Genomic DNA, 23,881 nt, shown 5'->3' with positions numbered 1-23,881 from the left:
AAGCCGCGCGAAACAGCCAAGCCAGGGGAGCCGGAAGCGCATGGCGTCCATGCAATCGGACGAATGCGATTCCCTTGGGCAGAAATCTAGCAAGGATGCGCCGAAAGCCCTTACCGAAGAGCAAGCCTTTCGCAAGATCGAGCGCCTTGCTTGCATGCGAGAACATGCAAGCAAGGCTTTGCAAGCACGGCTTGAAAAAGACGGCTTCGATTACCATGTTGCGCAAGCCGCCATCGATCGCGCGTTGCGCTGCGGCCTTATCAGCGATGAACGCTTCGCGGACGTGCTTGTTCGCAGCCGCTTATCCCAAGGCCGTGGGTTGCAGGGAATAGCCGCAGAGCTCGTAACGTTTGATATCGACCCTTACAGCGTAACTGCTTATCTTGAGGCAACCGAGGGGCAAACAGGGCCAGACGAACTTGCCAGAGCGTTGGCTTTCCTTGACGCGAAACCACCCCGAGGGAAGCGACTTCGCGACTCCGCCTACCGCAAGCTCATGCAAAAAGGCTACGGCGCATCCGTGTCGGCTTCGGCGGCTCGTATTTGGTCAGAAGAGCACGAAACCGACAATTCGTTACAAGCCGAATTCTAATAGCAGCACCAACCATACGCATAACGATGGCGCTTCCTCTAGCGCCATGCCAGCCGGTTTCTCCAGGAGAAACCGGCTTTTTGGTGTGCAGGCCTTTTCGAAATGTTTACGAACCTTTATCATGGAAACAAGCTAGAGCACATGTGCCCGCAGCGGCACTGTTTGTATATAACGAAAAACATATACGTCCAGTTCTTTTGCGCACGTACGCTCTTGCCCGGTCATGCCGGGATTTTTTATGCAATGGAAACCTGAAACCTACTGTTATCCAACCCAATACGAAAGGGGGAACGCATGGAATCCATTATCTGGCTTGTTGTTGGCGCCATCGCGGGCATCGCCGTTGGCTTCATCGTAACGAAGTACCTTGCAAACTCCTCGACGAAGCGCGCCGCTGAAGAAGCGCACAACGTCGTGGAAGACGCAAAACGCCAGGCAGATACGCTGCGCCGTGAAGCAGTCGTTGAGGCAAAGGACGAAGCACTGCGACTTCGCCAAGAGGCGCAGGCGGAAAACAAAGAGCGTCTGAAGGAGGTTCGCGCCGCCGAGCAGCGCGTCAACCAGCGTGAAGAATCGCTCGATCGCCGCGAACAGTCGCTCGATTCCCGCGAACACCAAATCTCTTCCATGCAGGGCCAGCTTGAGCGTCGCCAGCGCGATCTTGATGCATCTGAGCAGGAAATCGGTATGCGTTTGCAGCAAGTAGCCGGCATGACGGCTGACGAAGCGAAAACCGAGCTCCTCGACACGCTGAAAGACGAAGTGGCGCACGAATCTGCCGCCATCATCCGCGATTCTGAAGCGCGCACGAAAGCCGAGGCCGACAAGAAGGCTCGCTCCATCCTCAGCCTGGCCATTCAGCGCGTTGCCGCCGACCACACGGCTGAAACCACCGTTTCCGCCATCCATATCCCGTCCGGTGACCTCAAGGGTCGCATCATCGGACGCGAGGGTCGCAACATCCGCTCGTTCGAGCAGCTCACGGGCACGAACCTCATCATCGACGACACGCCGGAGTGCGTCACCATCTCGTGCTTCGACCCGGTTCGCCGCGAAATCGGCCGCGTCACCATGGAAAACCTCATTGCCGACGGCCGCATCCATCCCGCGCGCATCGAAGAGATGTTCGGCAAGGCAGAAAAGCTCGTGAACCAGCGCGTGCAGGAGGCTGGCGAGCAGGCTGCATTCGACACGGGCATTCACGACCTGCACCCTGAGCTGGTGCGCACGCTCGGCCGTCTACGTTATCGCACGTCTTACGGTCAGAACGTGCTGAACCACTCGCTGGAGGTCGCCTATCTTTCTGGCGTCATGGCTTCCGAGCTTGGACTTGACCCTGTTCCCGCAAAGCGCGCAGGCCTACTGCACGACCTTGGCAAAGCAGTTGACCATGAGGTCGAGGGCAGTCATGCCGTCATCGGCGCTGATCTTGCACGTCGTTTCGGCGAGAAGCCTTCCATCGTGCACGCCATCGAAGCGCACCATAACGACGTAGAGCCGAACAGCGTACTCGATGTGCTCGTGCAGGCCGCTGACGCCGTTTCCGCTGCGCGCCCCGGTGCCCGCAAGGAAACGCTGGACGCCTACATCAAGCGTCTTGAGAAACTTGAGGAAATTGCCAACTCCTACAAGGGCGTCGAGCGCACGTATGCCATCCAAGCCGGCCGCGAAGTCCGCGTCATGGTTGAACCGGACGTTGTCGACGAAGCTCAAACCACCGTGCTTGCGCACGACATCGCGAAGCGCATCGAAGACGAGATGCAGTACCCCGGTCAGGTAAAGGTTGTTGTCATCCGCGAAAGTCGCGCAATCGGCATCGCAAAGTAGCAAGAAAGGCGAATGATATGAGCGACGGCACGCTTGCCTCGTTTATAGAAGACGTCTGCGGCGAAAGCCACCTCCGAGTCGAAGCAGACCTCGGAGGTGGCTTCGTTCGTTTGAGGTCTTCGGAAGCCGAAAGACGCCAAGCAGCGCAAGACATCCGCTGCACCGAGGATATCGTCATCGAGATGCTGCGCAACGCTCGCGACGCCCACGCCTCTGCTGTCTTCGTCGCTTGCACCAGAGACGGCAACAACCGCCGCATCGTCATGATCGACAACGGCGATGGTGTGCCGGCTCATATGAGGAAACTCGTGTTCGAACCGCGCGTCACGTCGAAACTCGATTCGATGCACATGGACAAATGGGGCATCCATGGGCGAGGCATGGCGCTGTATTCCATTGCCGTCAATGCCGAATCCGCCGAAATCGTCGCCTCCCAAGAACAAGGCGGTTCCGCCTTCGTTATCCAAACGAACTTGGATAAGCTTTCAGAGAAAACCGACCAGTCAACGTTTCCCAAATTCGACCTCGGCGAATCAGGAACGGTATCTGTTCGGGGACCTAAGAACATCATGCGCACTGCCTGCGAGTTTTCCATCGAATCGCGCGCAACGTGCCAAGTGTACCTGGGATCGGCAACCGATATCGCAGCCTCGCTATACGCCTTAGGGCTTTCGTCGATAACCGCAGAGGCACGAAACCAAGCAGGTGGCGTCGACAACCTTCCCATATGCCAAAGACTAGCAGCTACTACCAATCCGGCGCAGTTCGCTGAAGTTGCGGCAAAGCTAGGACTTGAAATGTCGGAGCGATCCGCCCGCAGAATCATGGATGGGCAAATCGCCCCGTTGGCGCCCTTGCTCGCGCGCATTTCTTCGGCATTAGCGGCGCAGCAAAACTCGGATGAGCAGCCGTCAATCAAGGTTTCAAACAAGCACGAAGCAAAAGACGCACGCGGATTGAAGATTGCGCAAAACGACGCCGCCGTATTCGCGAACGACATCCAAGCCGCGTTTAGAAACCTTGCGCGCGACTACTATCTGCAAGAAGACGTGGAACCAACCATCCGGGTGGCAAAAGACGCGTTGCACATCAGCATCCCTTTGATAAAGCTGCGCTAGCACAGCGCCTCCACATCATGTTGCGGACGGGTGACCGAATGGGTACAATTTACCCTGCATTTCACTCGATTGCATAAACGCACACTGAACGAAACACGAAAAGGAAAATGCATGGACACGGCACATGACGCACCTGAATCCGGGTGCTTGAAAGTTTCTTCAAAGTCCTCGCCCGCATCGGTAGCCGGGGCTATTGCCGGCATGATAAAAGACGGCGTTCCGGTGGAAATCCAAGCTGTCGGCGCAGGTGCTGTGAACCAGGCTGTCAAAGCCATCGCCATTTCTCGCGGCTTTTTATCACCTGTCGGCATCGAGATTGCCTGCATTCCCTCATTCGCGGACATCGTTATCGATGGCGAATATCGTACCGCCATCCGTTTCGCCGTTGAATCGCGTCAGCTGCACGGAACTACTGTATCAACGCCAGCTAAAGACTAGTAATAGCCTCAATATTTTACAATTACAACAAGGAACACCTCTGTATGCAAACCCCATTCATGAACATGACTTTCTGCGTTCGCACGTTCGGATGCCAGATGAACAAGCACGACTCCGAACGCATCAGCGGCATGCTTGAAGGTCTCGGCGGCTTGATGGTTGAAACCGTTGAAGAAGCCGATATCCTCGTGTACATGACGTGCTGCGTGCGCGAAGCTGCAGACACGCGACTATATGGCCAGGTTGCCTCGCTCAAAAACGTGCCGCTGCGCGATGACTCCCCTCTAAAGAAGCGCATCATCGCCGTTGGTGGCTGCATCGGCCAGCGTGATGGGGAAGAGCTTACGAAAAAGCTGCCGCATCTAGATGTCGTGTTCGGCACGCATAACCTCGCATCGCTTCCGCGCTTGCTACAGGGCGTTATCGAAGAAGGCGGCCACCAGGTTGAGGTGCTTGACGCTTCCACGTCGTTCCCAACCGAATTGCCCACGGCACGCGAGCATTCCTGGGCAGCATGGCTGCCCATCACCATCGGCTGCAACAACTTCTGCACATACTGCATCGTTCCCTATGTACGCGGCCGTGAAAAATCGCGTCCCATCGAGGATATCGTTGCTGAAGCAGAACGCTATGTCGCAGCAGGCGTGAAGGAAATCACGCTGCTGGGGCAAAACGTGAACTCCTACGGCCGCGACTTGTACGGCAGCCCGCGTTTTGCGCAAATCCTCGATGCACTCGATCAAACAGGCATCGAACGTCTGCGTTTTGCAACCAGCCATCCAAAGGATCTGTCCGACGAGGTAATCGCTAAGTTCGGCAAGTTGCGCTCGCTTATGCCGGCCCTTCATCTTCCCGCACAATCGGGCTCTGATGCCGTGCTGAAAGCCATGAACAGGCGCTATACGTCCGCTCATTACCTGCAGCTCATTGACAAGCTGCGCGACGCCTGCCCTGATATCGCCCTGTCAACCGACATCATCGTCGGCTTCCCAGGTGAAACCGAGCAAGATTTCGAGGATACGGCGCGCCTTGTCGACACCGTTGGCTATCATCAGGTATTCACGTTCATCTATTCAAAGCGCGAAGGCACGCCCGCCGCAAAGATGGTCGACAACACGCCGCACGAGGTCATCCAGCAGCGCTTCGATCGTCTTGTCGACATCGTGCAGAAACATGCTTACGAAAAGAACCAGCTTGACCTGGGCCGCACCGTTCCCGTTTTGGTGGAAGGCACATCGAAGCGCGACAATCTGCTGATCGCCGGCAAAAGCCCGAAAAATCAAACGGTGCACGCACCGCTGCCCGAAGGCGTATCTGCAGATGCATTGGAAGGCTCCATCGTAAACGTGAAGGTTGACGAAGCCAAAACCTGGTACCTGTCTGGAACCATCGTTGATAATGGCTAGCACCCAGCAAACAACCGGAACATTCACGCTCAAACGCCCCGTCATATGCGTTGTCGGGCCAACAGCATCGGGCAAAACCGATATGGCACAGCAACTGGCAGCGCGTCTTAACGGGGAAGTGGTAAGCGCGGATTCCATGCAAGTGTATAAAGGCATGGATATTGGAACGGGCAAGCTTCCCGCATCTGAGCGCATTGTCCCGCACCACGGATTTGACCTGGTAGATCCCGGTCAACCGTATTCGGCTGCGCTGTTTCAGGCATATGCGCGCACCTGTTTTCGCGATATCGACAAACGCGGAAAGCGAAGCGTGTTAGCTGGCGGGACTGGATTCTACGTTCGAGCGGCAATCGATGCTTATGAATTTCCCGAAGGGGAGCAAGTCGGCAACGCTATTCGCGACAAGTGGAACACCTTCGCGAACGTGCACGGTGTCGAAGCGTTGTGGCGCGAACTGCAGAAAGTCGACCCGCAAAGTGCAAGCGTTATCCCACCAGCCGACGTAAAGCGCGTCATACGAGCTTTCGAGCTGCTTGCAGACGGTACCTCCTACGCCCAGCAAAAGGAGCGCCTTGCGCATATCGAGCAATACGTTCCGGCGGTATTCATCGGACTTGCCGTTGAGCCGAACATTTTGCGCACGCGCATTCAAGCTCGCGTTGACCACATGATTGAGCAGGGTTTAGTCGAAGAAGTGAAAGGCCTGCTGAAAGATGGTTTTCGCGAAGGCGTTACCGCACCGTCGGCAATTGGCTACAAGGAAATCGTCAGCGCACTCGATGGCGCATGCAGCCTTGAAGAAGCGATAGAAGCCATCAAAACGGCAACGTGCCGATATGCAAAACGCCAGAGAACATGGTTTCGCAAAGATAAGCGTATTCACTGGCTTTGCGCAGATTCGGGGGATACCGACGCGCTCGCAGCAGAAGCACTCACCGTGCTTGATAAACTAAATTCTGACTAGTACACGAACAAGGAGCGTGCAGAAAACTATATGGAACTTGATTTTGTAAAGCTTCACGGGCTTGGCAACGACTTCGTCTTTATGGATGATTTTTCGCGTGACATCAACCTGACGAAAGAACAGGTTGCCCTGCTGTGCGATCGCCATTTCGGCATTGGCGCCGATGGCGTCATCCTGGTTCGCCCGTCAGAGCGCAGCGAATGCGCGGCTTACATGCATTACATCAATTCCGATGGCACGTTGGCCCAAATGTGCGGCAATGGCGTGCGTTGCTTCGCAAAATATCTCGTTGATCGCGGATACGTTCAAGCAAGCGACGGCCAGTTTGTTGCCGACACGCTTGCCGGCCCGAAACCCATCAGCTTCGAGGTTGACGACCGCGACAAGATGACGCGCGCTACGGTCGATATGGGCCATCCCATTCTTGAGCCCAGCGATGTCCCCGTTAACGTTCCCGCGAATGCTACCAGCGCCGACGGTGCGGCGTTTGCAAAGGACGTTGCCATCACCTCTCCGTGGGGTACGTTTGCTTTCACCTGCGCTTCCATGGGCAACCCGCATGCTATCTGCTTCATCGATGATTTCGCGCAACTGAGCGATGAACTGTTCACGAACGCAAACGACAAATCGCTTGCAACGCTTGATCTGAATAAGATCGGCGCATACTACGAGTCGCACGAGGCTTTCCCTGAAAAGACGAACGTGGAGTTTGCGCATGTTCGTTCTGGCGCCATCGATATGCGCGTTTTCGAGCGCGGCTGCGGCGAAACGCTTGCATGCGGAACCGGCGCTTGCGCCACGAATGTAGCTGCAGCGCTGACCGGCCGCTCTGGCAGGGAAAACGACATCGTGCTTCGAGGCGGCACGCTTCATATCCTGTGGGACGAGAACGACCATGTTATGATGACGGGCCCTGCAGTCGAGTCTTTCCAGGGCACGGTGGAAGTGTAAAACTCAGCCAAGCAATACGAATATGGTAGTATCGATGAACGCAAGCCACTGCTTGCGTTCATTCGTTTTTCCAAGCCCGAATGGTACATGCGAGCACGTTACAGCCATCTCCATGTAGCGCTCAGGCTTACCTATAAGCAGGAAGGTATTCGAATGTCGGAATATGAATCCGTGCTTGTCAAAGGAGCGCGATGCGTAGCCGAACAGAAGCGAGAGAAAGCCGTGCTGGTAGGCGTTGAGCGCCCAGGACAACAATGGCCGCTGAGTTCTTCGTTAGCCGAACTCGAACGCCTGGCCGACACCGCAGGCGCAGACACCGTAGCAGTTACCACGCAAAAGCTTGATGCCCCAAATCCACGCACGTTCGTAGGAAGCGGAAAGGTGGAGGAGATAGCAAGCCTGTGCCGCGCCAACGGCGCCGATCTTATCATCTTCGACGACGAGCTTACTCCATCGCAGCAATCGAATCTCGAGAAATCCGTTGATCGCGACCTTAAAGTGATCGACAGAACCGCTCTCATCCTTGACATCTTCGCATTGCATGCAACAAGCAAGGAAGGCAGGCTACAAGTTCGGCTCGCACAGAATCAATACCTGCTTCCGCGATTGCGTGGCATGTGGGCCCACCTGGCCTCAAACCGCATGGGTGGCGGCGTGGGCTCGCGATTTGGCGAAGGCGAAAGCCAGCTTGAAGTTGACCGCCGCTTGGTCAGAAAACGCATCACCTCAATCAAGCGCGAGCTCGAACACCTAGCAGCAGTCCGAGCGGTTCAGCGAGAATCTCGCTACGAAAGCGGCATGTTCAAGGTATCGCTAGCCGGCTATACGAACGCCGGCAAATCCAGCTTGCTGAATCGTCTAACAAACGCAGACGTCCTAGCGTACGACAAGCTGTTCGCGACGCTAGACTCTACAACAAGGAAATACGAACTGCCCGAAGGTCGAGAAATAACGCTCACCGACACCGTTGGATTCATCCAGAAGTTGCCCACCACGCTGGTAGAAGCGTTTAAATCAACGCTTGATGAGATTACCGGTTCGGACCTTATCCTGCATGTTGTGGATGCTTCATCCGAGGAATTCGAGGGACAGATATCAGCGGTAGAAGAAGTGCTCGACCAGATCGGCGCTCAATCCCTGTCCAGGTTGCTGGTTTTCAATAAATGCGACCTGCTTTCAGAAGAACAGCGCGAAGCGTTAAGACGCCGATACGACGCGATGCTGGTTTCGGCCGCAGACGGCTTCGGAATCGATGAGCTTATTGAAAGAATCGCCCACATCGCATCAGCCCAAGATTCCCATCTAGAAGTGCTGATTCCTTACAACAAGGGAAACCTGGTATCTATAGCCCACGAACGATGCAGGGTGCTTACCGAGGACCATACCGAAACAGGAACTCATTTGACTATTCTTGCACCACCGGCCTTCGCGAACGACTTTGCCCCCTACGTCGTAGAGCGAAACTAGCAAACCATCAGGAGAACAACGGCAGCTTTGCAATTCAACCTGCGATAACAACAGGGGAGTTGCGAAGCTGCCGAATTACAGAACAGCTACATTGCCAAATCAAAAACGAACGCGTCCACCGAAGTTATCGAACAACATTCGCAGGACGATTACGACAAAAACCTGTAAGTCTTCCCGGTAGCCGAAGCGTTGTCAGCTGTTTCACCCGCAGTTTGCCAGCCGTCAGCCCGACATCATCGGTTAGCAGTCAAACACGCAATCAGCAGCTGACTACAATCTGCATCCGGTTCTACCCCGCAGCTGGTTATAACCTACAGCCTGCGAAATACCGCAACCACCTTACCGGCAATAGAGCAATCAGCGGTAATGATGGGCTCCATAGAAGAATTTTCCGGCTGAAGGCGAATATGATCCTGCTCTTTAAAGAATCGCTTAACCGTAGCCCCGTCATCAATGATAGCGACGACGATATCGCCGTTGTTCGCAACGGGCTGTTCTTTTACAACAACGTAGTCGCCATCGTTAATGCCTGCTTTAATCATACTTTCGCCGCGAACCGACAGCATGAACGAAGGCGCATCACCAACAATCTCAGTGGGGAGCGTAATGTTATCGGTGATGTTCTGTTCAGCTAGTATCGGCATACCAGCAGCCACGTTGCCAACAAGGGGAATGGTAACAAGGTTGTCATATTCAGCCTGCGGAATACTTGTTGCTTCTTCAGTGTGATCAAGCGGGTAAGTAAGCGCAATGGAACGTGATTTCAAAGGATCGCGCTTAATGAGCCCCTTTTCCTCAAGCGCCTTCAAATGCACATGCACGGTAGAAGGGGAGGACAAGCCAAGCGCTTGACACACCTCGCGCACAGTGGGGCCGTAGCCCTTTTCGCGAATGCACTGTTCAATCACATCAAGAACAGCTTGCTGGCGCTTCGTAATTTTATCGGACATGCGCCTTCCTTTCTCCTATAGTCAACACGAACAAATGTTTCAAGAAATCATTGACATGAACCTTTGTTCGCCTTATTATATATGCGAACAAAGGTTCTACGCAAGGGCAAAGGAGAAAGAAAATGCAACATCGCGAAAGTCTTTTCCCAGTTGCTGGGTCGGCAGCTCTTAAGCCTCAGGCCGAAATTCGTCACACGCGCATCATTGCGTTTCCCAAGCAAACACCCTTTGATGCACAACAGCAGCCCCGCCATGCAGCCAATTCACTTCGTCGATTCGCCAATGCATCAGTGCGGAGCATTCATTTGATTGCAAGCTATCTTGATGAGTCTTTTTCAATTTCATCGGGAACTGCAAAAGGTATTGCTCCTCAATGTGCAACCCGACGCGAAACGGCAGCTATTGCCGCAATCGGAACTGCAATCGCACTTGCCGTTATCCTGTTCTAGCGCTTGCAAATATCAATCGCAGGTAGCGCCATATATTTAGTATTACGATTTGGTGCACTCTCGTTATCAAGGGTGTCAAAGCCCATATCTAGTATGTTAGGCTACGTGCTGTCGAGCCTAAGGAGTGCACAGCATGAAATGCCCAGCATGCGGAAATCTTGAATCAAGAGTAGTTGACTCACGTCCGTCGGACGACGGGAGCACCATCCGCCGCAGGCGCGAATGCCTCGCATGCGGTAGACGATTTACCACCTACGAACGTCTCGGTGATAGCCCGCTTATCATCATCAAGTCCGACGGATCTTCGGAAGCATACGATCGCCAAAAACTCATGCGAGGATTGCTTATTGCATGTGCAAAACGCCCTATAGCACCCGAGCAGCTGGGCGCACTTATCGACAGCATAGAAGCAGAACTTCGCAATGCCTCTAAAAACGAAATCGGCTCAAAAGAGCTCGGCGATATGGCGCTTGTCAGGCTTGCAAAGCTCGACGACGTCGCATATGTACGTTTTGCCAGCGTCTATAAAGACTTCCAAAATGTCGAAGAATTTGCGGCAGCACTCGAAGGATTGAAATAACGCTTATGACAGAAGTCAAAATTGAAATCAAAGCCCTTAACGAAGCTGCTAAGATTCCATCCTATGCATACAGCGGAGATGCCGGCATGGATTTACGCGCTTCCGAATCTCTAACATTACAACCATTTGAACGAGCATTAGTGCCCACAGGGCTTGCAATCGCTCTCCCGGAAGGATATGCAGGCTTCGTATTGCCTAGAAGCGGCTTAGCTATCAAGCACGGCATAACGGTTGTAAATACCCCTGGTCTCATTGACAGTAATTACCGTGGTGAGCTCAAAGTCATTTTGCAAAACACCGATCCGCATGAACCGTTTACGATTCATGGTGGAGACCGTATTGCACAGCTTGTTGTCATGCCAGTACCGCATATGTCGTTCACGCCCGTAGCTGTGCTCTCAAACACCGAACGGGGCGAGGGTGGTTTTGGCAGCAGCGGAGTTAGCGAGTAGAAGTAATCTATGAAAGATAACGAAACAGGCAAAAACAGCGTAAACAACAGCGAACAAGATGGTTCCCTCAATGACCCTGTTCATGCATTGCAAAACAATACGCAAAGCAATAAGGAATTGATGAGCCAACCTCAGCAGAGTACAGCCAAGGACATTGGCAGCAACGGGCCTTCTCAGCTAATCGATTCAACTCAGCACAATTCGCAAGAGGCAAACCGAACGTTTCAGCCGAATGCGCAAGACACGAAGGCCTTGCGATCAGCGCAAAGCAAAATCACGTTCGCATACATTGCAGGACCTTTGTCTTTGCTCATTGGCGGGATGCTTCTAGGAACCATCGGCCTTATATGCGCAGGTTTGGCGTATCGTAAGCTTAATGAACTTGCGAATAAAGAACCTTCAATCGCTCAAGCGGCACTAAAACTGAAGAAGTCTGCAAAAACAGCGCTCATCATATGCGCGGTTGCCTTCGTCCTAAATGGCATCTCAATGTATCTTATGTACCCGATAGTACTCGAAATGCTCCAAAGCGGTCAGTATGGTGAAGCAGCCGGAAGTTTAGGCGCAGCAACATCAGCCGGCACATCAGCTTGGGGATAAGCGCAGCTACGCATGCACCTTGGTGTCTGCAACAGGACAACCGAATCTGTTGCAGACAACAAGCTCCTTATCTCGTTTAGGCAACCTTTCAATACGGATGCTCTGTAACATAGCGCGAACCTGCGAACCTGCGAACCTGCGAACCTGCGAACCTGCGAACCTGCGAACCTGCGAACCTGCGAACCTGCGAACCTGCGAACCTGCGAACCTGCGAGAAGAATGTTAACGATGTATCGATAATATATGTTATGTAAACTAACTGAAAATAGGTGAATGGATTTCCTATTTGTATAGTCATTAATCGTCATTTGCTTCTTTAATCACCTAATCGCATTCCGAACATTCTCACACGCAAGACATTTTTAAATTAATTCGTAGTGCAATGATTATGCCAAGGCCCCTTGTGGTCGACAATGCGCATACTGGACACTCTTACTTCTAGGAACACCCTAACTGTTTACTGGATCTTCTGAATTGACGAATCGAAGATGAACTGCACGCCGTGGATTTTCAGCCCTTGAATCTTTCCATCCTTCAGTAACGACAGTACGCGTTGTTCGGAAGCAGACAGCCGAGCAGCAGCATCCTCGACTGAAATCATATTCGAGTCAAAGCGCATAGATTCAAGCATCAACGCGCCTTGGTCTTCCAAAGTTAGCCTTTGATACGTAGTGCCATAATCTTCTCCAGGCTCGGTATTATCGGCAATTGCGCGAATGACCGCATCGTCTTCTGGCTTAATGGCCGCCGCGCTTAACAACTTGCGCATGATCAACGGATACCCAGCCCGTGGAGCTGTGATATACAGATCTTCATCGTCAAGCGTCACTTCAACGCCTTCGCGCTGAGCGATGGATTTCAACTCGGACAAAAGCCAGCCCCAAGCACGTATTTCTTCATGATTGTACGTAGCCATATCATTCTCCCTCACTAGATTCGATCTATTGCAACCTTTTGTAATATTCAGTATAATACCGAACAGAGGTTCGATTGTTAGTTGCTCATGCCTCTATCGTTTCTGCACCATGTACTTAACAACCAGGAAGGCTCATATGAATTCAAGCAAGATGCATCTATTGCAGGCAAAGAGCCTTCTAATCTCCGTTAGCCTGCTGGCTTTGCTCTCTTGCGCCATCATCGCACTCAACGGATGCGGGCCGTCTGATGAAGAGCGCATCACCGAAGCCCTTACCACTGAGCTTGAAACCATCAAAAGCCATGACGATCAATTTATAAGCTCTCTCGTTTCCGAAGACACGCAACAGGCGCTGCAAAACGTAAATATTGATGCAAAATCATTCTGCAGCTCCCTACTTGATGGGTTCGATTATCAAATCAACTCGATTGAAGCCAATAAAGCTACCGCTCAAGCATCCGTAACTATCACGTGCAAAAGCTTGTCAGATGCAACAAGCACCCTCAAGAGCGACGCTGAAACCAGTTCAGCAAACGGAACGGGAACGAACCTCACCGACGACGAGCTCTCTCAAACCATAGCGGAGAACTCGCTGGATTACCTACAAAACGCTCAACCCAAGCAGCACGATCCCATTACCATCTCGCTTTCGTTACAAGACAAGAAATGGGAAGTTGACCAGCAAGCAAAATCGACGTTCGCTCAGCTGCTTCTCTAGCAGACAGATCGCGATATCATAATTCTATGAGCTCCTGGCGTTACTAAAAAGGCGTAATGCGCGGCTATTGCATCAACCCTGCGGCTATTGCATCACCCTTATCAGCCGGTAAACCTTTTCAAGAAACGCAGGAAGCCGTAAACGACAGAAGGCATGCTCAACGTTGGGATCCTCAAGAGTTAGTCAATGAACGTTAACTTGCAACAGGTCTTCTCGAGCAAATGCCTGCAGACCCGAGGCGTTATGCCAAAGCGTATAGTTAAGCGTTATGCAAAGAGGTTACGATTCGCAAATTTTTTCATAGAGCGCAAATAGCTCAGGCATCTCACGTTTGATGCTTACCGGCTTGAACGTATCCGAGGAAACGAGACAATGCACGCTCGAACCGGTGCAGCAAGGACGAGCCGTTTCCAAGTCGTCGCCTTCCTTGAATACTTCGTATGAATACGTGGTTTTCGTACCCTTTGATTCCGAAACCCACGTACGCACGATAGCAACATCACCATAACGAAGAGGCTGGCCATAGTTGGCGGTAAAGCTTACAACAGGAGACATGTACCCAGCATCTTCGATTTTTTTGTACGGAAACCCGTTCGCCTCAAGAAAGTGCGTGCGAGCGTCCTCGAAATACAGCAGGTAGTTAGCGTGGTATACCACGCCCATTTTGTCGGTTTCCGCATAACGAATGGTTATCGGCGTGCAGACTTTCATGATGCTCTCCCTAACCAGCTAAAACGTTTAGAATGGAATGTATGGACTCAATCGTAACGTATATCGAACGCGAACAAAGAACATTCGCCGAATCGCCGTTTAACCCCGTTGATTCGCTGGTGTTCTCTTCCTTGTGCTATTTCAACTTCGATACCGCTTCCCCACTTGAGCAGTTTGCAGGCGCCAATGTTACGCTTGATGCACATACCGAACAACGCGTCTTGATTGCAGATATCCTTGCACTTTGCGATCACACACAATTGACAAGCGGAAGCTGGCTCAAAGACGCTGATGAGACCACGCAGTTTATCGCAGCGCTTCGCGCAAGCCGTCGCTATCGCGACGTCACCATTGCCTTTTTCACCAACGAAATGGCCGATGCTGTAGACAAGCAGTTTTCCGCTTCAACGTTCTTCTTTTATGGAAAGTATAGCGAAGTAGCTTACGTTGCGTTCCGTGGCACCGATGGAACGCTTACCGGCTGGAAGGAAGACTTCAATCTTTCATACAAAGCCGTCATACCGTCTCAACGATCGGCGGTGGCGTACCTCTCCGGCGTATCGTCTGCGACCGATTGTCCATTGATACTAGGCGGACACTCCAAAGGGGGCAATTTAGCCCAGTATGCGGCATTGTGCACTGATGGAGCTACGTACCAGAAAATCATTGCCGTGTACGATCACGATGGGCCCTCGTTTTTGGAAGACCCCTCCCCTCGCCGCTCGAGCGCTTCTTATGAGCAAAAGCTGCATAAGATGGTTCCCGAATCATCCGCATTCGGTATGATTTTGGAGCGCCGTGACGATTACCAAGTGGTGCAGGCATCGGCGTTCGCTCTCTTTCAGCACCGCCCCTTCACGTGGCAGGTTGAAGGTGATGATTTTGTCTACCAGCAAGGCCTCAATGCATCGGCGCAGTTCTTCGACAACGCGCTGGACACATGGCTACGAAGCAAAACGCCTGCTGAGCGTGAACGGTTCATTCAAACCATCTACGATTTGATAACGCAAACAAATGCAACCAGCTGGGCGGAATTTCAAACAAATCTAGCCTCGAATATGGCAACCGTCATGGGAGCCGGGTCAAAACTCGACGTAGACACGAAGCGGTTTCTTGCAAGCACACTCAAAGGACTCGGCAGAACGCTGAGAGCCCAAACAATCGAACGTATCAAGAATGCCGGCAGCTCGCTCTGGCAAACAGACATAAGAAAGCGATAACCATACATGACCAACGCCAACAATCAAGACAAGCAATCATTCGGACGTTTCACGCTTACCATGGCATGCAATCTAGCTGCACCACACACCTGGCCAGCAGCTATTCTCCCTACGTCTGTTGCCGTTGCCTGCGCAGCCGCAACGGGAGGCACCGTATCGTTCAGCATGTCCTGCGTTTTGCTTGCCATCTGCATCCTTATGCAATCGTCCGTCAATACCTTTAACGATTATTACGACTACGTGAAGGGCGCCGATTCTATCGATGACGACGTCGACCCATCAGACGCTGTATTGCTTTACAACAACGTGAACCCACGATCTGCACTTGCGCTTGCCGTTGGGCTTTTGATCACTGCTTTTGCCCTGGGAATCTACGTCATTTGGCAGGCGGGTATTATTCCTCTTATCATTGGCATCATCGGCGCTGTGTTCGTGGTGTTGTACTCCGCCGGCAAAACACCCATCTCATATCTGCCTATCGGCGAAGTTGTAAGCGGCATGGTGATGGGCGGTCTTATCCCGTTGGCGTGCTACTACGTGCTTTCCGGCAGCCTTACTCCCGTGGCACTTCTATGGGCACTTCCGGAAATCTTGGGCGTGGGCCTCATTATGTTCACGAACAACACTTGCGACATCGAGAAGGATATCGACGCAAACCGTCACACCTTATCGGTAGTGCTCGGGCGCGAAAAAGCACGCAGGGCATACCACGCAGTGCTATATACCTGGATAATTGCCATCGTAGTACTTGTTGCATTCTATTTCACCAAAGGGGTTATTGCCCTTCCCTTCATGATTCTGTCCGCATATCCTATGCTGAAAGCGCTGCTGGCTAATCCGCTTGCACCGCAAAGCAGGCAAGCTGCCATGTCGCAAGTTTGCTGTGTCAACATCGCATTGGGCGCATGGTATACTGCAGCGATTTTCGCCAGCAATGCAGCGATTATGCTGTAGAGGCACCAGGGGATACCGTTAAGGGAGTCAAGGTAAGGGGACGTCATGATTGAACTACTTCGTATATTTGTAGCGGTGGGGCTTGGTTGTGCTTCGGCCATCATTGGCATGCAATTGCTTCGCGGCAGCTACCTATCGTTAGTTTTCAAGTTCGACGATTCGAAGAACTTCGAGAAGCAGCAACAAGAGCACACTGCTCAACTGCTGGGTAAACTAGCAGCAACTGTAACGTTTGCATTTTTCGCGGCTGACGTATGCTTGCTGTTCTTCGAGATTGGCCGATCGCTGAACGTACCGCCGATGTCGCAAATCTTCTCGATCGGTTGCGATGTGGCCATGATTGCGTTCTTGGTTCTGACGGTGCGTTTGTTCACGAAACTGGGCACCACGAAAGACCCCAAAGCCAAGTTCAAATCAAGCAACGTCCGTATTTCAACCTACGTGCTTGTGCTGGTGATTCTACTGACCGTGCTGTCGCTGCTCTTCTAGCGAAGGCAGGACCGAGGTCTAACGCCAAGCAATCTGAACCTTGTCTGCAAACATGTGCGGCAACGATGCCAGAGAGAAACCATTAAGCAGCTGTTCCGGTGTTGCAGGTTCACACGTTGCTGCAATGCCGGTAATACCTGCAATGTGCCCGATAACGGCTTCAGGCGAACCAAAGCGAGCAAGCAGCTCATCGATAGCGGCATCGTGATCGCGCTTCGACAAGCGACGATTCGTCTCGGCAACGACCAGAGGGATATGGGCATACTCGGGGTGTTCAAGGCCAAGCACGTCCTGAAGATACAACTGTTGCGGCGTTGAGCACAGCAAGTCAACGCCCCGAACAACGGAAGTCACGCCTTGAGCCGCGTCATCGACCACCACGGCAAGCTGATAGGCAAATGCCTGGTCGGAGCGCTGAACAAGAAAGTCACCACACTCGGTAGCAAGATTCTGCCGATAGTCCCCCTGCACCAAATCGGTAAATGCATACACGGTATCCGGAACGATCAACCGTTGCGCCGGCTTTCGCGTCAAAGCGCGTTCTTTGCGTTGTTCGTCCGTTAGATTCTTGCATGTTCCGGGATAAACAAACTTCTCACCGCGATGTGGCGCCGATGCTGCGTGCAAATCCGCCCGCGAGCAAAAGCACGGGTATACCAACCCTTTATTCTGAAGCAGACGAAACGCCTCTCGATACGCCTCGTCCCTATCATGCTGAAAATACGGGCCCTTGTCCCAGGTAAGGCCCAAGGCTTCGAAATCGCGCTGCACGGCATCGACATAGCACGCCTTCGAACGCTCCCTATCCAGGTCTTCAATGCGCAACACGATGCTACCGTCTTGGGACTTCGCCACCAGCCACGCCATCAGCGCCGCAAAAATGTTGCCGGCATGCATGCGGCCGGTAGGAGACGGAGCGAACCGCCCCACAACGGGACGGTTCGCAGGTGCCTTACAGACTATTTCGGAAGGACAAGCCATTACTTGCGCAGGTCCTCTACATGCTTCGTTTTACCGACGGAACGCTCGATGCCACCAGGCTCGACAAGCTTCACCTTCGAAGCAACCAGCATAACGCTTTTGAGTTCCTTCTCAATGTGCTTGCGGAACGCATCCATCTCCTCAAACGAATCGCTAAACGCCTCAGGCTTCAGCTCCACATGCACGACCATACGGTCAAGACCGGTCTCGTTATCCACAACGATACGGTAATGAGGCGTGACGCCCTCGATACCGGACAGCACGTCCTCCACCTGGCTGGGGAAGACGTTCGTACCGCGGATGATGAGCATGTCGTCGCAGCGAGAACGAACCTTCTGCATGCGCGCCGACGTGCGGCCGCACGCACACGGCTCCGTGATGACGCGCGTGAGGTCGTGCGTGCGATAGCGCAGCACGGGGATAGCTTGCTTGTCAAGCGGCGTGAGCACCAGCTCGCCCATTTCTCCCTCGGGCACCGGTTCGCCCGTGTTCGGGTCGACGACCTCCCACAGGAAGTGGTCCTCGGCAATGTGCTGCATGTCGCGCGATGCCAGGCACTCGCCCGACACGCCCGGGCCCATGACTTCTGTAAGGCCGTAATTGTCGGTGCACACGATATGCATGCGGGATTCAATCTCAGCCTTCAGGGCCTGCGGACACGGTTCGCCGCCGAACAGGCCGACGCGCAGCGTGGACTTCTCCCAATCGAAGCCCATCTGCTCGCCCACTTCGCACACGTGCAGCGCGTAAGACGGCGTGGCCACCAGCACGGTTGAGCCGTAATCCTGAATCATCTGAATCTGACGCTCGGTGTTGCCCGAACCAGCGGGAATCATCATGCAGCCAAGGCGCTGCAGGCCGTAATGCAGGCCGAAGCCGCCGGTGAACATGCCATAGCCGAATGCCATCTGCACACGATCGGTAGGCACGACGCCAGCCATCTGCACCAGGCGCATGATGCAGTCGTTCCACACATCCATATCGTGACGGTTGTAGCCAACGACGATCGGCTTGCCCGTGGTGCCCGAAGAGGCGTGCAGCTCGACAACCTCTTCAAGCGGAACGGCGAACATTCCGTACGGGAACGTCTTGCGCAGGGCGCTTTTGTCCGTAAACGGCAGCTTGCGAACATCCTCGAGCGTTTTGATGTCGCTGGGCTTCACGCCCATCTCGTCCATCTGGTTGCGATACCACTCGACGCGCTCGTAGGTCCATTCAACCTGCGCGATGAGCTTCTCCAGCTGAATAGCGCGGATGCGCTCGCGAGAGCAGCACTCAACATCCGGGTTGTGGATGGGCAGCTCATCGAACCTGCCCGCAGCGGCAGCGGCAAGGGCCGCACCCTTTTTCGAAATATCGATCATCGTCAAAACTCTTTCCTGCCGCGCGTTAGGCGACGTCAGCGCTCATGTTCTTCAAATCCTCTTGAGCAAGCAGCTCGACCGGCTGCTCGGCAAGCAGCTGCTCGGCGCGCTCAAGGTCTTTCACGTACAGGCAAATATACGTGGAGATGAGCGAATAGCTGTATTTGACGTTGATGTTGCACGCGGACAGCACGCCCATAACGCGCGCCAGCTCGCCGGGCTTGTCCTCGAGGCGCAGGCACAGCACCGGCGTTTTCGTGGCAGCGCAGTTCATATCGCGCAGCACCCCAAGCGCCTTGTCGGGGTCGTCCACCACGAAGCGCACGATGCCGTAATCGCCGGTATCGGAAGCGCTGTATCCGCGCACGCTGACGTTCGCCTGCGTGAAGCCATCGATGACGCGTGCCAAATGGCCCGGCTTGCTTTCAACGAACACGCTGATCTGCTCGACGCTCATGGGGACTTACGCCTCCTTCTTCGCGAACTCATAGCCCGCACGGAATGCGCGCATGTTCGCCTCGATGGTTTTCTGCGGAACGCGCTGCGAGATGACCTGCTCCCACACTTCCTCGGAGAAGTCCAGGCGCGTGGCAAGCGCGCCAAGCAGCACGACGTTCACGGATTTCGCCGTGGCCACCTCGGCCGCAATGGGGCCCGCAGGGATAAGCGTGGCGCCCGCAGCTTCAAGCTTCTCGCGCGCGTTGGCAGGCATGGAAGCTTTGCCGGTAAGCACCGGTAGCGGCTTGATAGCCTCGTCAGCAACCAGCAGATAGCCGCCCTCGCGCACAAACGGCAGGTTACGCAGCGCCTCGGTGGTCTCGAACGACACGACGCAATCGGCGCAGCCTGCATCGGCCACCATGGTGGCAACAGGCTCGGTGCCGAAACGCACGACGGTGGTAACGGCGCCGCCGCGCTGCGACATGCCGTGGATCTCGGAAACCTTCACGTCGTAGCCCGATGCAAGCGCGGTGCGGGCAAGCAGGTCAGCGGCAAGGACGGTACCCTGTCCGCCGACGCCGCACAACAAAACGGTGGTAGCGCTCGACATGGCTTACTCCCCTTCCTTGGCCGTGGAAACGATGCTTTTGAACGCGCAGTACTGGGCGCAGTGGCCGCAGCCGATGCACTGCGTGTCGTCGATGATGGCATGCCCGTCTTCCTCGCGCGTGGCGATGGCCGGGCAGCCAAGCGTGGAGCACACGCCGCACGCGGTGCACGTATCGGCAACCACGTAAACAGGCTTCTTGATGCGGTCGATCAGCACGCAGGGGCTGCGGAACACGATGACGGACAGCTCATCGGAGCGCGTGGCCTCGCGCAGCGCCAGGCGAACGGCCTTCATGTCGTTCGGGTCGACGGTGCGCACGTCCTCAACGCCGATGGCGCGGATGACGCCTTCCATGTCAAGCTCGCGCGACGGGCGGTGCTGCAGCGTTTCGCCGTTAAACGGGTTACCCTGACGACCAGTCATGGCCGTGGTGCGGTTGTCGAGCACGCACACCGTGCCGGCGCCCTTGTTGTACACGGTGCTGATAAGCGCCGACAAACCCGAATGAGCGAACGTGGAGTCGCCGATGACGGCCACGATGGGACGATGCTCCGTACCGGCCCACGCAAGCTCGAAGCCGTGGGACATGGAAACGGAAGCGCCCATGTCGATGGTGGTGTCCATGGCCGAAAGCGGCGGCAGCGCGCCAAGCGTATAGCATCCGATATCGCCCGTGACCACGGCCTTCATGCGCGAAAGCTCCTTGAACACCAAGCGATGCGGGCATCCGGCGCACAGCGCGGGCGGACGGCCGGGAAGGTCGTCGGGCGCAGCCTGGTGCGCAGGTGCCTCAACGCCGAACGCGGCGCGGATCAGGCCCGGCGACATCTCGCCATCGCGCGGCAGACCGCAGGGGAAGTTCGCCACGTCGATGCCCAGCGCGCGCACCGCGTCGGTAAGGTACGTGGAAGCCTCTTCCACCACGTAGACCGCATCGACTTCGGACGCGAAATCTCGCAGCGCCTCTTTCGGCAGCGGGTAGGAAACGCCCAGCTTGAATACGGACGCCTCGGGGAGCGCCTCAAGTACATGCTGATAGCACGCACCCGCGCACACGACGCCAATGGAGGTACCCTTGCGCTCCACCTTGTTGTACGGGCACGTCTCAACCCACTGCTCAAGCTGCTCCAAGCGAGCAAGCTGCACCTTGCGGCGCGGCTTGGCGAACGCCGGCATCATGACCCACTTCGCCGGGTTCGTCTCGTAAGGCACCAGGTCGTGCTCGACGCGCTGGCCGCACTCAACAGGTGTGCGCGTATGCGACACGCGCACAGAAGAGCGGATGAAGAACGGGGTGTCGAACTGCTCGGACAAGTCGAACGCATCGCGCGTGAACGCAAGCGCCTCAGCGGAGTCCGACGGATCCAGCATGGGGATGTGCGCAGACAGCGCATAGTAATGCGAGTCCTGCTCGTCCTGCGACGAGTACATGCCCGGGTCGTCGGCCGCCAGAATGACGAATCCGCCGCCAACGCCGGTATACGACGTGGTGAACAGCGGGTCGGCAGCCACGTTCACACCGACGTGCTTCATGGTTGCAAGCACGCGCGCGCCGGCGGCGCTAGCGCCTACGCCCACCTCCACGGCCACTTTCTCGTTGATGCACCACTCGGCGTACACGCCGTCTTTCTTCGCAAACGTCTCAAGCGTTTCGGTGGAAGGCGTGCCGGGGTATGCCACGCCGATGCGGCACCCCGCCTCCCACGCGCCTTGCGCGATTGCTTCGTTGCCAGATAACAGCTCCATAGTGCTCCCGTCTTTCGGGGAAAGCGCCCCGTCTTCCCCTGCTCTATTCGCTCCTAAAGCCTAAAACTCAAATAGCTCGGTTACTCCTCTTTATAAACCAGGCAGAATGCGCCAATCTGTACGACATCGCCGTCGGCAAGCAGATACGTGTCGACGCTGTTGTTGTTCACCCACACGCCGTTAAACGACGCCTCATCGGAAATCTCGTAGCCCGAATCGCACGGATACACGGAGGCGTGCATACGCGACACCGTCATATCATTCAGGAAAATATCGCACTGAGGACTGCGTCCGATGGTCAGACGCTTGTCCCCCAGCTTGAACGACACGCCCGTCTGTGGCCCGCGCACCACGTGCAGCACCGCCGTGGGCTTCGTTTTCGCTGTGGACATAAGCGCGTCTTCGCCGAAGGTAAGCGGCGTGAAACGCTGCGTAGAGCCTTGCAGCTTGAAGCCGCACTGCGGGCAGGCCGCGTCCTGCGGATCGATAGGGTTGTTGCAAACAGGGCACACATTCGCCATGGTGAATCTCCTTTTTCGTGTTTGCAGTTAAACGGCAGAAGTCTTGTCAACGATAAGCGGCGTGGTGTTGAGCAGCTGCGATGTGGCAACCGTATCCGCGCCAGAGAAACCGCGCATGAAGCGATCGAACGCGATGCCGATGGATTCGAACACGCTTGGCGCAGGCACATCCTTGCACGCCACCAGATCTTGCGTGGCAACAACCTGGTTGCGCTGCTTGAACGTGACGGTACCCACCTTGTCGCCCGCATGTACGTCGCCCGTAACGTTGTCGAACGTGACCGACTGGCTGACGTTGCCGTTAAGGTCGAACACCTCGACGGCGGCCGCAGGGTCGGCAAACGTGGCCGGGATGGTGCGGTCGATCCAGTCGGCGTGAGCAACCTGCGCCACCAACGGCACCGACGCGCCGTTCATCTGCGCAGACTGATCGCTGTGGGCCAGCTGGTACGTTTGCTTGTGATCGAACACCCATTCGCACAGCTCATCGGCATCGAAGAAGCGCTGGCTTTCCGAAGACGAGTCCAGCACGATGGCGTACAGCTCTTCGCCATCTTTGTTCACCGCGCCGGCAAAGCACGCGCCGGCCTTTTCGGTATAGCCCGTTTTCACGCCGATGGCATTATCGTTGATATCGAAGAATCCGTCGGTGGTTTCCAGGAACACATCGGCCGCAGCGCCGCTGCGCGTTACCGTGATGGTGGTGGAACCACCGCCGACAATAGACCGAAACGTTTGATTGCGCATGGCGTACGCAACGACTTTCGCCTGGTCTGCAGCGGTGCTGTGCAGGTTTCCCGCATACTGGTCGAAATCAAGACCGTGCGGATTCTCGTACACCGTGTTCGTGCATCCGACCTTTGCGGCCGTAGCGTTCATCTGCGCAACGAAAGCATCCACCGCAGAGTTTCCGCTTGCCTGCCCCGAAGTCTGCAGCGCAGCGCCAACGGTTTCGGCCAGCGCAATGGCGCCATCGTTTCCCGAAGGTACCAGCAGCGCCTTCAGCGCCGTTTCCAGCGTCATGACGTCGCCTTCTTGCAGGCCGGCCGACGACTCGCCCACCTCGGCGGCATCGGCCGACACCGTCACTTTCGTGTCAAGCGACACCAAGCCCGCATCAACGGCATCAAGCGTAACCGCTGCTGTCATGATCTTCGTGACCGACGCGATGTTAGCTGCCTCATCGGCATTGCGCTCGAAATACACGGTGCCATCGGCATCTACGACAATGGCACGCTCGGCATCGATGTTCGGGGACTGCGCAACGGCCAGGCCGCGTGCATCCACCGTTTCACCGTATACGGTATCGGCTTTGCGCACATCAGCGTGAGCCGCCGCAGGCCAGCCAAGCACCGGCGTGCATGCAAGCACGAACACAAGCACGCACGCGAGTGCGCGTGCGTGCTTGCAAGCCTG

The 23,881-nt window shown here is 55.0% G+C and carries 26 protein-coding genes; 16 read left to right on the top strand and 10 right to left on the bottom strand.

Annotation, left to right across the window (positions count from 1 at the left end; genetic code table 11):
* The first annotated feature begins 49 nt into the window (after nt 1–49).
* The 8 genes from ET524_RS00540 to hflX all read left to right on the top strand — a co-directional run bounded on the left by ET524_RS00540 (nt 50) and on the right by hflX (nt 8,763).
* Entirely contained in the window at nt 50–592 is a 543-nt protein-coding gene (locus tag ET524_RS00540; protein WP_161566568.1) for a regulatory protein RecX, read from the top strand.
* Nucleotides 593–886: 294 nt separating this feature from the next.
* Entirely contained in the window at nt 887–2,419 is a 1,533-nt protein-coding gene (gene rny / locus ET524_RS00535; protein ID WP_129422883.1) for a ribonuclease Y, read from the top strand.
* Nucleotides 2,420–2,436: 17 nt separating this feature from the next.
* Nucleotides 2,437–3,537, top strand: a complete 1,101-nt coding sequence (locus ET524_RS00530; protein WP_129422882.1) for an ATP-binding protein — start codon at nt 2,437–2,439, stop codon at nt 3,535–3,537.
* 111 nt (nt 3,538–3,648) lie between these two features.
* Nucleotides 3,649–3,975, top strand: coding sequence for a stage V sporulation protein S (locus ET524_RS00525; RefSeq protein ID WP_129422881.1), 327 nt, complete (start codon nt 3,649–3,651; stop codon nt 3,973–3,975).
* 44 nt (nt 3,976–4,019) lie between these two features.
* Nucleotides 4,020–5,381, top strand: a complete 1,362-nt coding sequence (gene miaB / locus ET524_RS00520; protein WP_129422880.1) for a tRNA (N6-isopentenyl adenosine(37)-C2)-methylthiotransferase MiaB — start codon at nt 4,020–4,022, stop codon at nt 5,379–5,381.
* Nucleotides 5,374–6,345, top strand: a complete 972-nt coding sequence (miaA, locus tag ET524_RS00515; RefSeq protein ID WP_129422879.1) for a tRNA (adenosine(37)-N6)-dimethylallyltransferase MiaA — start codon at nt 5,374–5,376, stop codon at nt 6,343–6,345. The genes miaB and miaA overlap by 8 nt, the downstream gene beginning before the upstream one ends.
* 30 nt (nt 6,346–6,375) lie before the next feature.
* Nucleotides 6,376–7,296: a diaminopimelate epimerase gene (gene dapF, locus ET524_RS00510; protein WP_129422878.1), complete on the top strand. Its 921-nt coding sequence runs from the start codon at nt 6,376–6,378 to the stop codon at nt 7,294–7,296.
* A 153-nt stretch (nt 7,297–7,449) separates the two neighbouring features.
* Nucleotides 7,450–8,763, top strand: a complete 1,314-nt coding sequence (gene hflX / locus ET524_RS00505; RefSeq protein ID WP_129422877.1) for a GTPase HflX — start codon at nt 7,450–7,452, stop codon at nt 8,761–8,763.
* A gap of 311 nt (nt 8,764–9,074) precedes the next feature.
* Here hflX and lexA read toward each other — a convergent pair whose 3' ends face one another.
* Complete coding sequence (lexA, locus tag ET524_RS00500) at nt 9,075–9,713, bottom strand: transcriptional repressor LexA (protein WP_129422876.1); 639 nt, start codon at nt 9,711–9,713, stop codon at nt 9,075–9,077.
* Between the two features lie 122 nt (nt 9,714–9,835).
* Here lexA and ET524_RS00495 point away from each other — a divergent pair, with 122 nt between their 5' ends.
* The 4 genes from ET524_RS00495 to ET524_RS00480 all read left to right on the top strand — a co-directional run bounded on the left by ET524_RS00495 (nt 9,836) and on the right by ET524_RS00480 (nt 11,794).
* A complete protein-coding gene (locus ET524_RS00495; RefSeq protein ID WP_129422875.1) occupies nt 9,836–10,162 on the top strand; it encodes a hypothetical protein in 327 nt (108 codons plus the stop codon).
* A gap of 133 nt (nt 10,163–10,295) precedes the next feature.
* Entirely contained in the window at nt 10,296–10,742 is a 447-nt protein-coding gene (gene nrdR, locus ET524_RS00490; RefSeq protein WP_129422874.1) for a transcriptional regulator NrdR, read from the top strand.
* 5 nt (nt 10,743–10,747) lie between these two features.
* Complete coding sequence (gene dut, locus ET524_RS00485; RefSeq protein WP_129422873.1) at nt 10,748–11,194, top strand: dUTP diphosphatase; 447 nt, start codon at nt 10,748–10,750, stop codon at nt 11,192–11,194.
* 9 nt (nt 11,195–11,203) lie between these two features.
* Nucleotides 11,204–11,794: a hypothetical protein gene (locus ET524_RS00480; RefSeq protein WP_201738578.1), complete on the top strand. Its 591-nt coding sequence runs from the start codon at nt 11,204–11,206 to the stop codon at nt 11,792–11,794.
* 457 nt (nt 11,795–12,251) lie between these two features.
* On the opposite strand, the gene ET524_RS00475 is transcribed toward ET524_RS00480, so the two are convergent.
* Nucleotides 12,252–12,710 (bottom strand): hypothetical protein, encoded by a 459-nt coding sequence (locus ET524_RS00475; protein ID WP_129422872.1) that lies wholly within the window; start codon nt 12,708–12,710, stop codon nt 12,252–12,254.
* Nucleotides 12,711–12,846: 136 nt separating this feature from the next.
* On the opposite strand from ET524_RS00475, the gene ET524_RS00470 reads away from it, so the two are divergent.
* Nucleotides 12,847–13,428 carry a hypothetical protein gene (locus ET524_RS00470; RefSeq protein ID WP_129422871.1) on the top strand — a complete coding sequence of 194 codons (582 nt, stop codon included), beginning with the start codon at nt 12,847–12,849 and terminating at the stop codon, nt 13,426–13,428.
* A gap of 279 nt (nt 13,429–13,707) precedes the next feature.
* Here ET524_RS00470 and ET524_RS00465 read toward each other — a convergent pair whose 3' ends face one another.
* Nucleotides 13,708–14,139 (bottom strand): acyl-CoA thioesterase, encoded by a 432-nt coding sequence (locus ET524_RS00465; RefSeq protein ID WP_129422870.1) that lies wholly within the window; start codon nt 14,137–14,139, stop codon nt 13,708–13,710.
* Nucleotides 14,140–14,180: 41 nt separating this feature from the next.
* Between ET524_RS00465 and ET524_RS00460 the strand changes: the two genes are divergently transcribed.
* The 3 genes from ET524_RS00460 to ET524_RS00450 are packed head-to-tail and all read left to right on the top strand — an operon-like array spanning nt 14,181 to nt 16,802.
* On the top strand, nt 14,181–15,359 hold the full coding sequence (locus ET524_RS00460) for an Mbeg1-like protein (protein ID WP_129422869.1): 1,179 nt from the start codon (nt 14,181–14,183) through the stop codon (nt 15,357–15,359).
* A 6-nt stretch (nt 15,360–15,365) separates the two neighbouring features.
* On the top strand, nt 15,366–16,313 hold the full coding sequence (locus ET524_RS00455) for a prenyltransferase (RefSeq protein WP_201738577.1): 948 nt from the start codon (nt 15,366–15,368) through the stop codon (nt 16,311–16,313).
* A gap of 45 nt (nt 16,314–16,358) precedes the next feature.
* Nucleotides 16,359–16,802, top strand: a complete 444-nt coding sequence (locus ET524_RS00450; RefSeq protein WP_129422868.1) for a hypothetical protein — start codon at nt 16,359–16,361, stop codon at nt 16,800–16,802.
* 18 nt (nt 16,803–16,820) lie between these two features.
* Here the strand turns inward: ET524_RS00450 and gluQRS are convergent, their stop codons facing one another.
* The 7 genes from gluQRS to ET524_RS00415 form a co-directional block, all read right to left on the bottom strand.
* Complete coding sequence (gluQRS, locus tag ET524_RS00445; protein WP_236648219.1) at nt 16,821–17,699, bottom strand: tRNA glutamyl-Q(34) synthetase GluQRS; 879 nt, start codon at nt 17,697–17,699, stop codon at nt 16,821–16,823.
* 83 nt (nt 17,700–17,782) lie between these two features.
* On the bottom strand, nt 17,783–19,147 hold the full coding sequence (locus ET524_RS00440) for a phenylacetate--CoA ligase family protein (RefSeq protein ID WP_129422866.1): 1,365 nt from the start codon (nt 19,145–19,147) through the stop codon (nt 17,783–17,785).
* Nucleotides 19,148–19,172: 25 nt separating this feature from the next.
* Nucleotides 19,173–19,604 (bottom strand): amino acid-binding protein, encoded by a 432-nt coding sequence (locus ET524_RS00435; RefSeq protein ID WP_129422865.1) that lies wholly within the window; start codon nt 19,602–19,604, stop codon nt 19,173–19,175.
* A gap of 6 nt (nt 19,605–19,610) precedes the next feature.
* On the bottom strand, nt 19,611–20,198 hold the full coding sequence (locus ET524_RS00430) for an indolepyruvate oxidoreductase subunit beta (protein ID WP_129422864.1): 588 nt from the start codon (nt 20,196–20,198) through the stop codon (nt 19,611–19,613).
* 3 nt (nt 20,199–20,201) lie between these two features.
* Entirely contained in the window at nt 20,202–21,944 is a 1,743-nt protein-coding gene (locus ET524_RS00425) for a thiamine pyrophosphate-dependent enzyme (protein ID WP_129422863.1), read from the bottom strand.
* 80 nt (nt 21,945–22,024) lie between these two features.
* On the bottom strand, nt 22,025–22,465 hold the full coding sequence (locus ET524_RS00420) for an FHA domain-containing protein (protein ID WP_129422862.1): 441 nt from the start codon (nt 22,463–22,465) through the stop codon (nt 22,025–22,027).
* A gap of 27 nt (nt 22,466–22,492) precedes the next feature.
* Complete coding sequence (locus ET524_RS00415; protein ID WP_129422861.1) at nt 22,493–23,848, bottom strand: D-alanyl-D-alanine carboxypeptidase family protein; 1,356 nt, start codon at nt 23,846–23,848, stop codon at nt 22,493–22,495.
* Nucleotides 23,849–23,881 lie beyond the last annotated feature (33 nt).

Source organism: Senegalimassilia faecalis (genome assembly GCF_004135645.1).
Lineage (GTDB): Bacteria > Actinomycetota > Coriobacteriia > Coriobacteriales > Eggerthellaceae > Senegalimassilia > Senegalimassilia faecalis.
The sequence above is the reverse complement of the archived record's forward strand: the minus strand, read 5'-3'. Positions and strand labels throughout refer to the sequence as shown.

Coding starts and splice junctions, on each gene's coding strand:
- nrdR (WP_129422874.1), top strand. CDS start 10,296: ATGAAATGCCCAGCATGCGGAAATCTTGAATCAAGAGTAGTTGACTCA.
- ET524_RS00455 (WP_201738577.1), top strand. CDS start 15,366: ATGACCAACGCCAACAATCAAGACAAGCAATCATTCGGACGTTTCACG.
- ET524_RS00525 (WP_129422881.1), top strand. CDS start 3,649: ATGGACACGGCACATGACGCACCTGAATCCGGGTGCTTGAAAGTTTCT.
- ET524_RS00440 (WP_129422866.1), bottom strand. CDS start 19,147: ATGATCGATATTTCGAAAAAGGGTGCGGCCCTTGCCGCTGCCGCTGCG.
- ET524_RS00430 (WP_129422864.1), bottom strand. CDS start 20,198: ATGTCGAGCGCTACCACCGTTTTGTTGTGCGGCGTCGGCGGACAGGGT.
- hflX (WP_129422877.1), top strand. CDS start 7,450: ATGTCGGAATATGAATCCGTGCTTGTCAAAGGAGCGCGATGCGTAGCC.
- ET524_RS00435 (WP_129422865.1), bottom strand. CDS start 19,604: ATGAGCGTCGAGCAGATCAGCGTGTTCGTTGAAAGCAAGCCGGGCCAT.
- rny (WP_129422883.1), top strand. CDS start 887: ATGGAATCCATTATCTGGCTTGTTGTTGGCGCCATCGCGGGCATCGCC.
- ET524_RS00465 (WP_129422870.1), bottom strand. CDS start 14,139: ATGAAAGTCTGCACGCCGATAACCATTCGTTATGCGGAAACCGACAAA.
- ET524_RS00470 (WP_129422871.1), top strand. CDS start 12,847: ATGAATTCAAGCAAGATGCATCTATTGCAGGCAAAGAGCCTTCTAATC.
- ET524_RS00495 (WP_129422875.1), top strand. CDS start 9,836: ATGCAACATCGCGAAAGTCTTTTCCCAGTTGCTGGGTCGGCAGCTCTT.
- ET524_RS00540 (WP_161566568.1), top strand. CDS start 50: ATGCAATCGGACGAATGCGATTCCCTTGGGCAGAAATCTAGCAAGGAT.
- dapF (WP_129422878.1), top strand. CDS start 6,376: ATGGAACTTGATTTTGTAAAGCTTCACGGGCTTGGCAACGACTTCGTC.
- gluQRS (WP_236648219.1), bottom strand. CDS start 17,699: ATGCATGCCGGCAACATTTTTGCGGCGCTGATGGCGTGGCTGGTGGCG.
- lexA (WP_129422876.1), bottom strand. CDS start 9,713: ATGTCCGATAAAATTACGAAGCGCCAGCAAGCTGTTCTTGATGTGATT.
- ET524_RS00460 (WP_129422869.1), top strand. CDS start 14,181: ATGGACTCAATCGTAACGTATATCGAACGCGAACAAAGAACATTCGCC.
- ET524_RS00530 (WP_129422882.1), top strand. CDS start 2,437: ATGAGCGACGGCACGCTTGCCTCGTTTATAGAAGACGTCTGCGGCGAA.
- miaB (WP_129422880.1), top strand. CDS start 4,020: ATGCAAACCCCATTCATGAACATGACTTTCTGCGTTCGCACGTTCGGA.
- ET524_RS00450 (WP_129422868.1), top strand. CDS start 16,359: ATGATTGAACTACTTCGTATATTTGTAGCGGTGGGGCTTGGTTGTGCT.
- miaA (WP_129422879.1), top strand. CDS start 5,374: ATGGCTAGCACCCAGCAAACAACCGGAACATTCACGCTCAAACGCCCC.
- dut (WP_129422873.1), top strand. CDS start 10,748: ATGACAGAAGTCAAAATTGAAATCAAAGCCCTTAACGAAGCTGCTAAG.
- ET524_RS00425 (WP_129422863.1), bottom strand. CDS start 21,944: ATGGAGCTGTTATCTGGCAACGAAGCAATCGCGCAAGGCGCGTGGGAG.
- ET524_RS00420 (WP_129422862.1), bottom strand. CDS start 22,465: ATGGCGAATGTGTGCCCTGTTTGCAACAACCCTATCGATCCGCAGGAC.
- ET524_RS00480 (WP_201738578.1), top strand. CDS start 11,204: ATGAAAGATAACGAAACAGGCAAAAACAGCGTAAACAACAGCGAACAA.
- ET524_RS00475 (WP_129422872.1), bottom strand. CDS start 12,710: ATGGCTACGTACAATCATGAAGAAATACGTGCTTGGGGCTGGCTTTTG.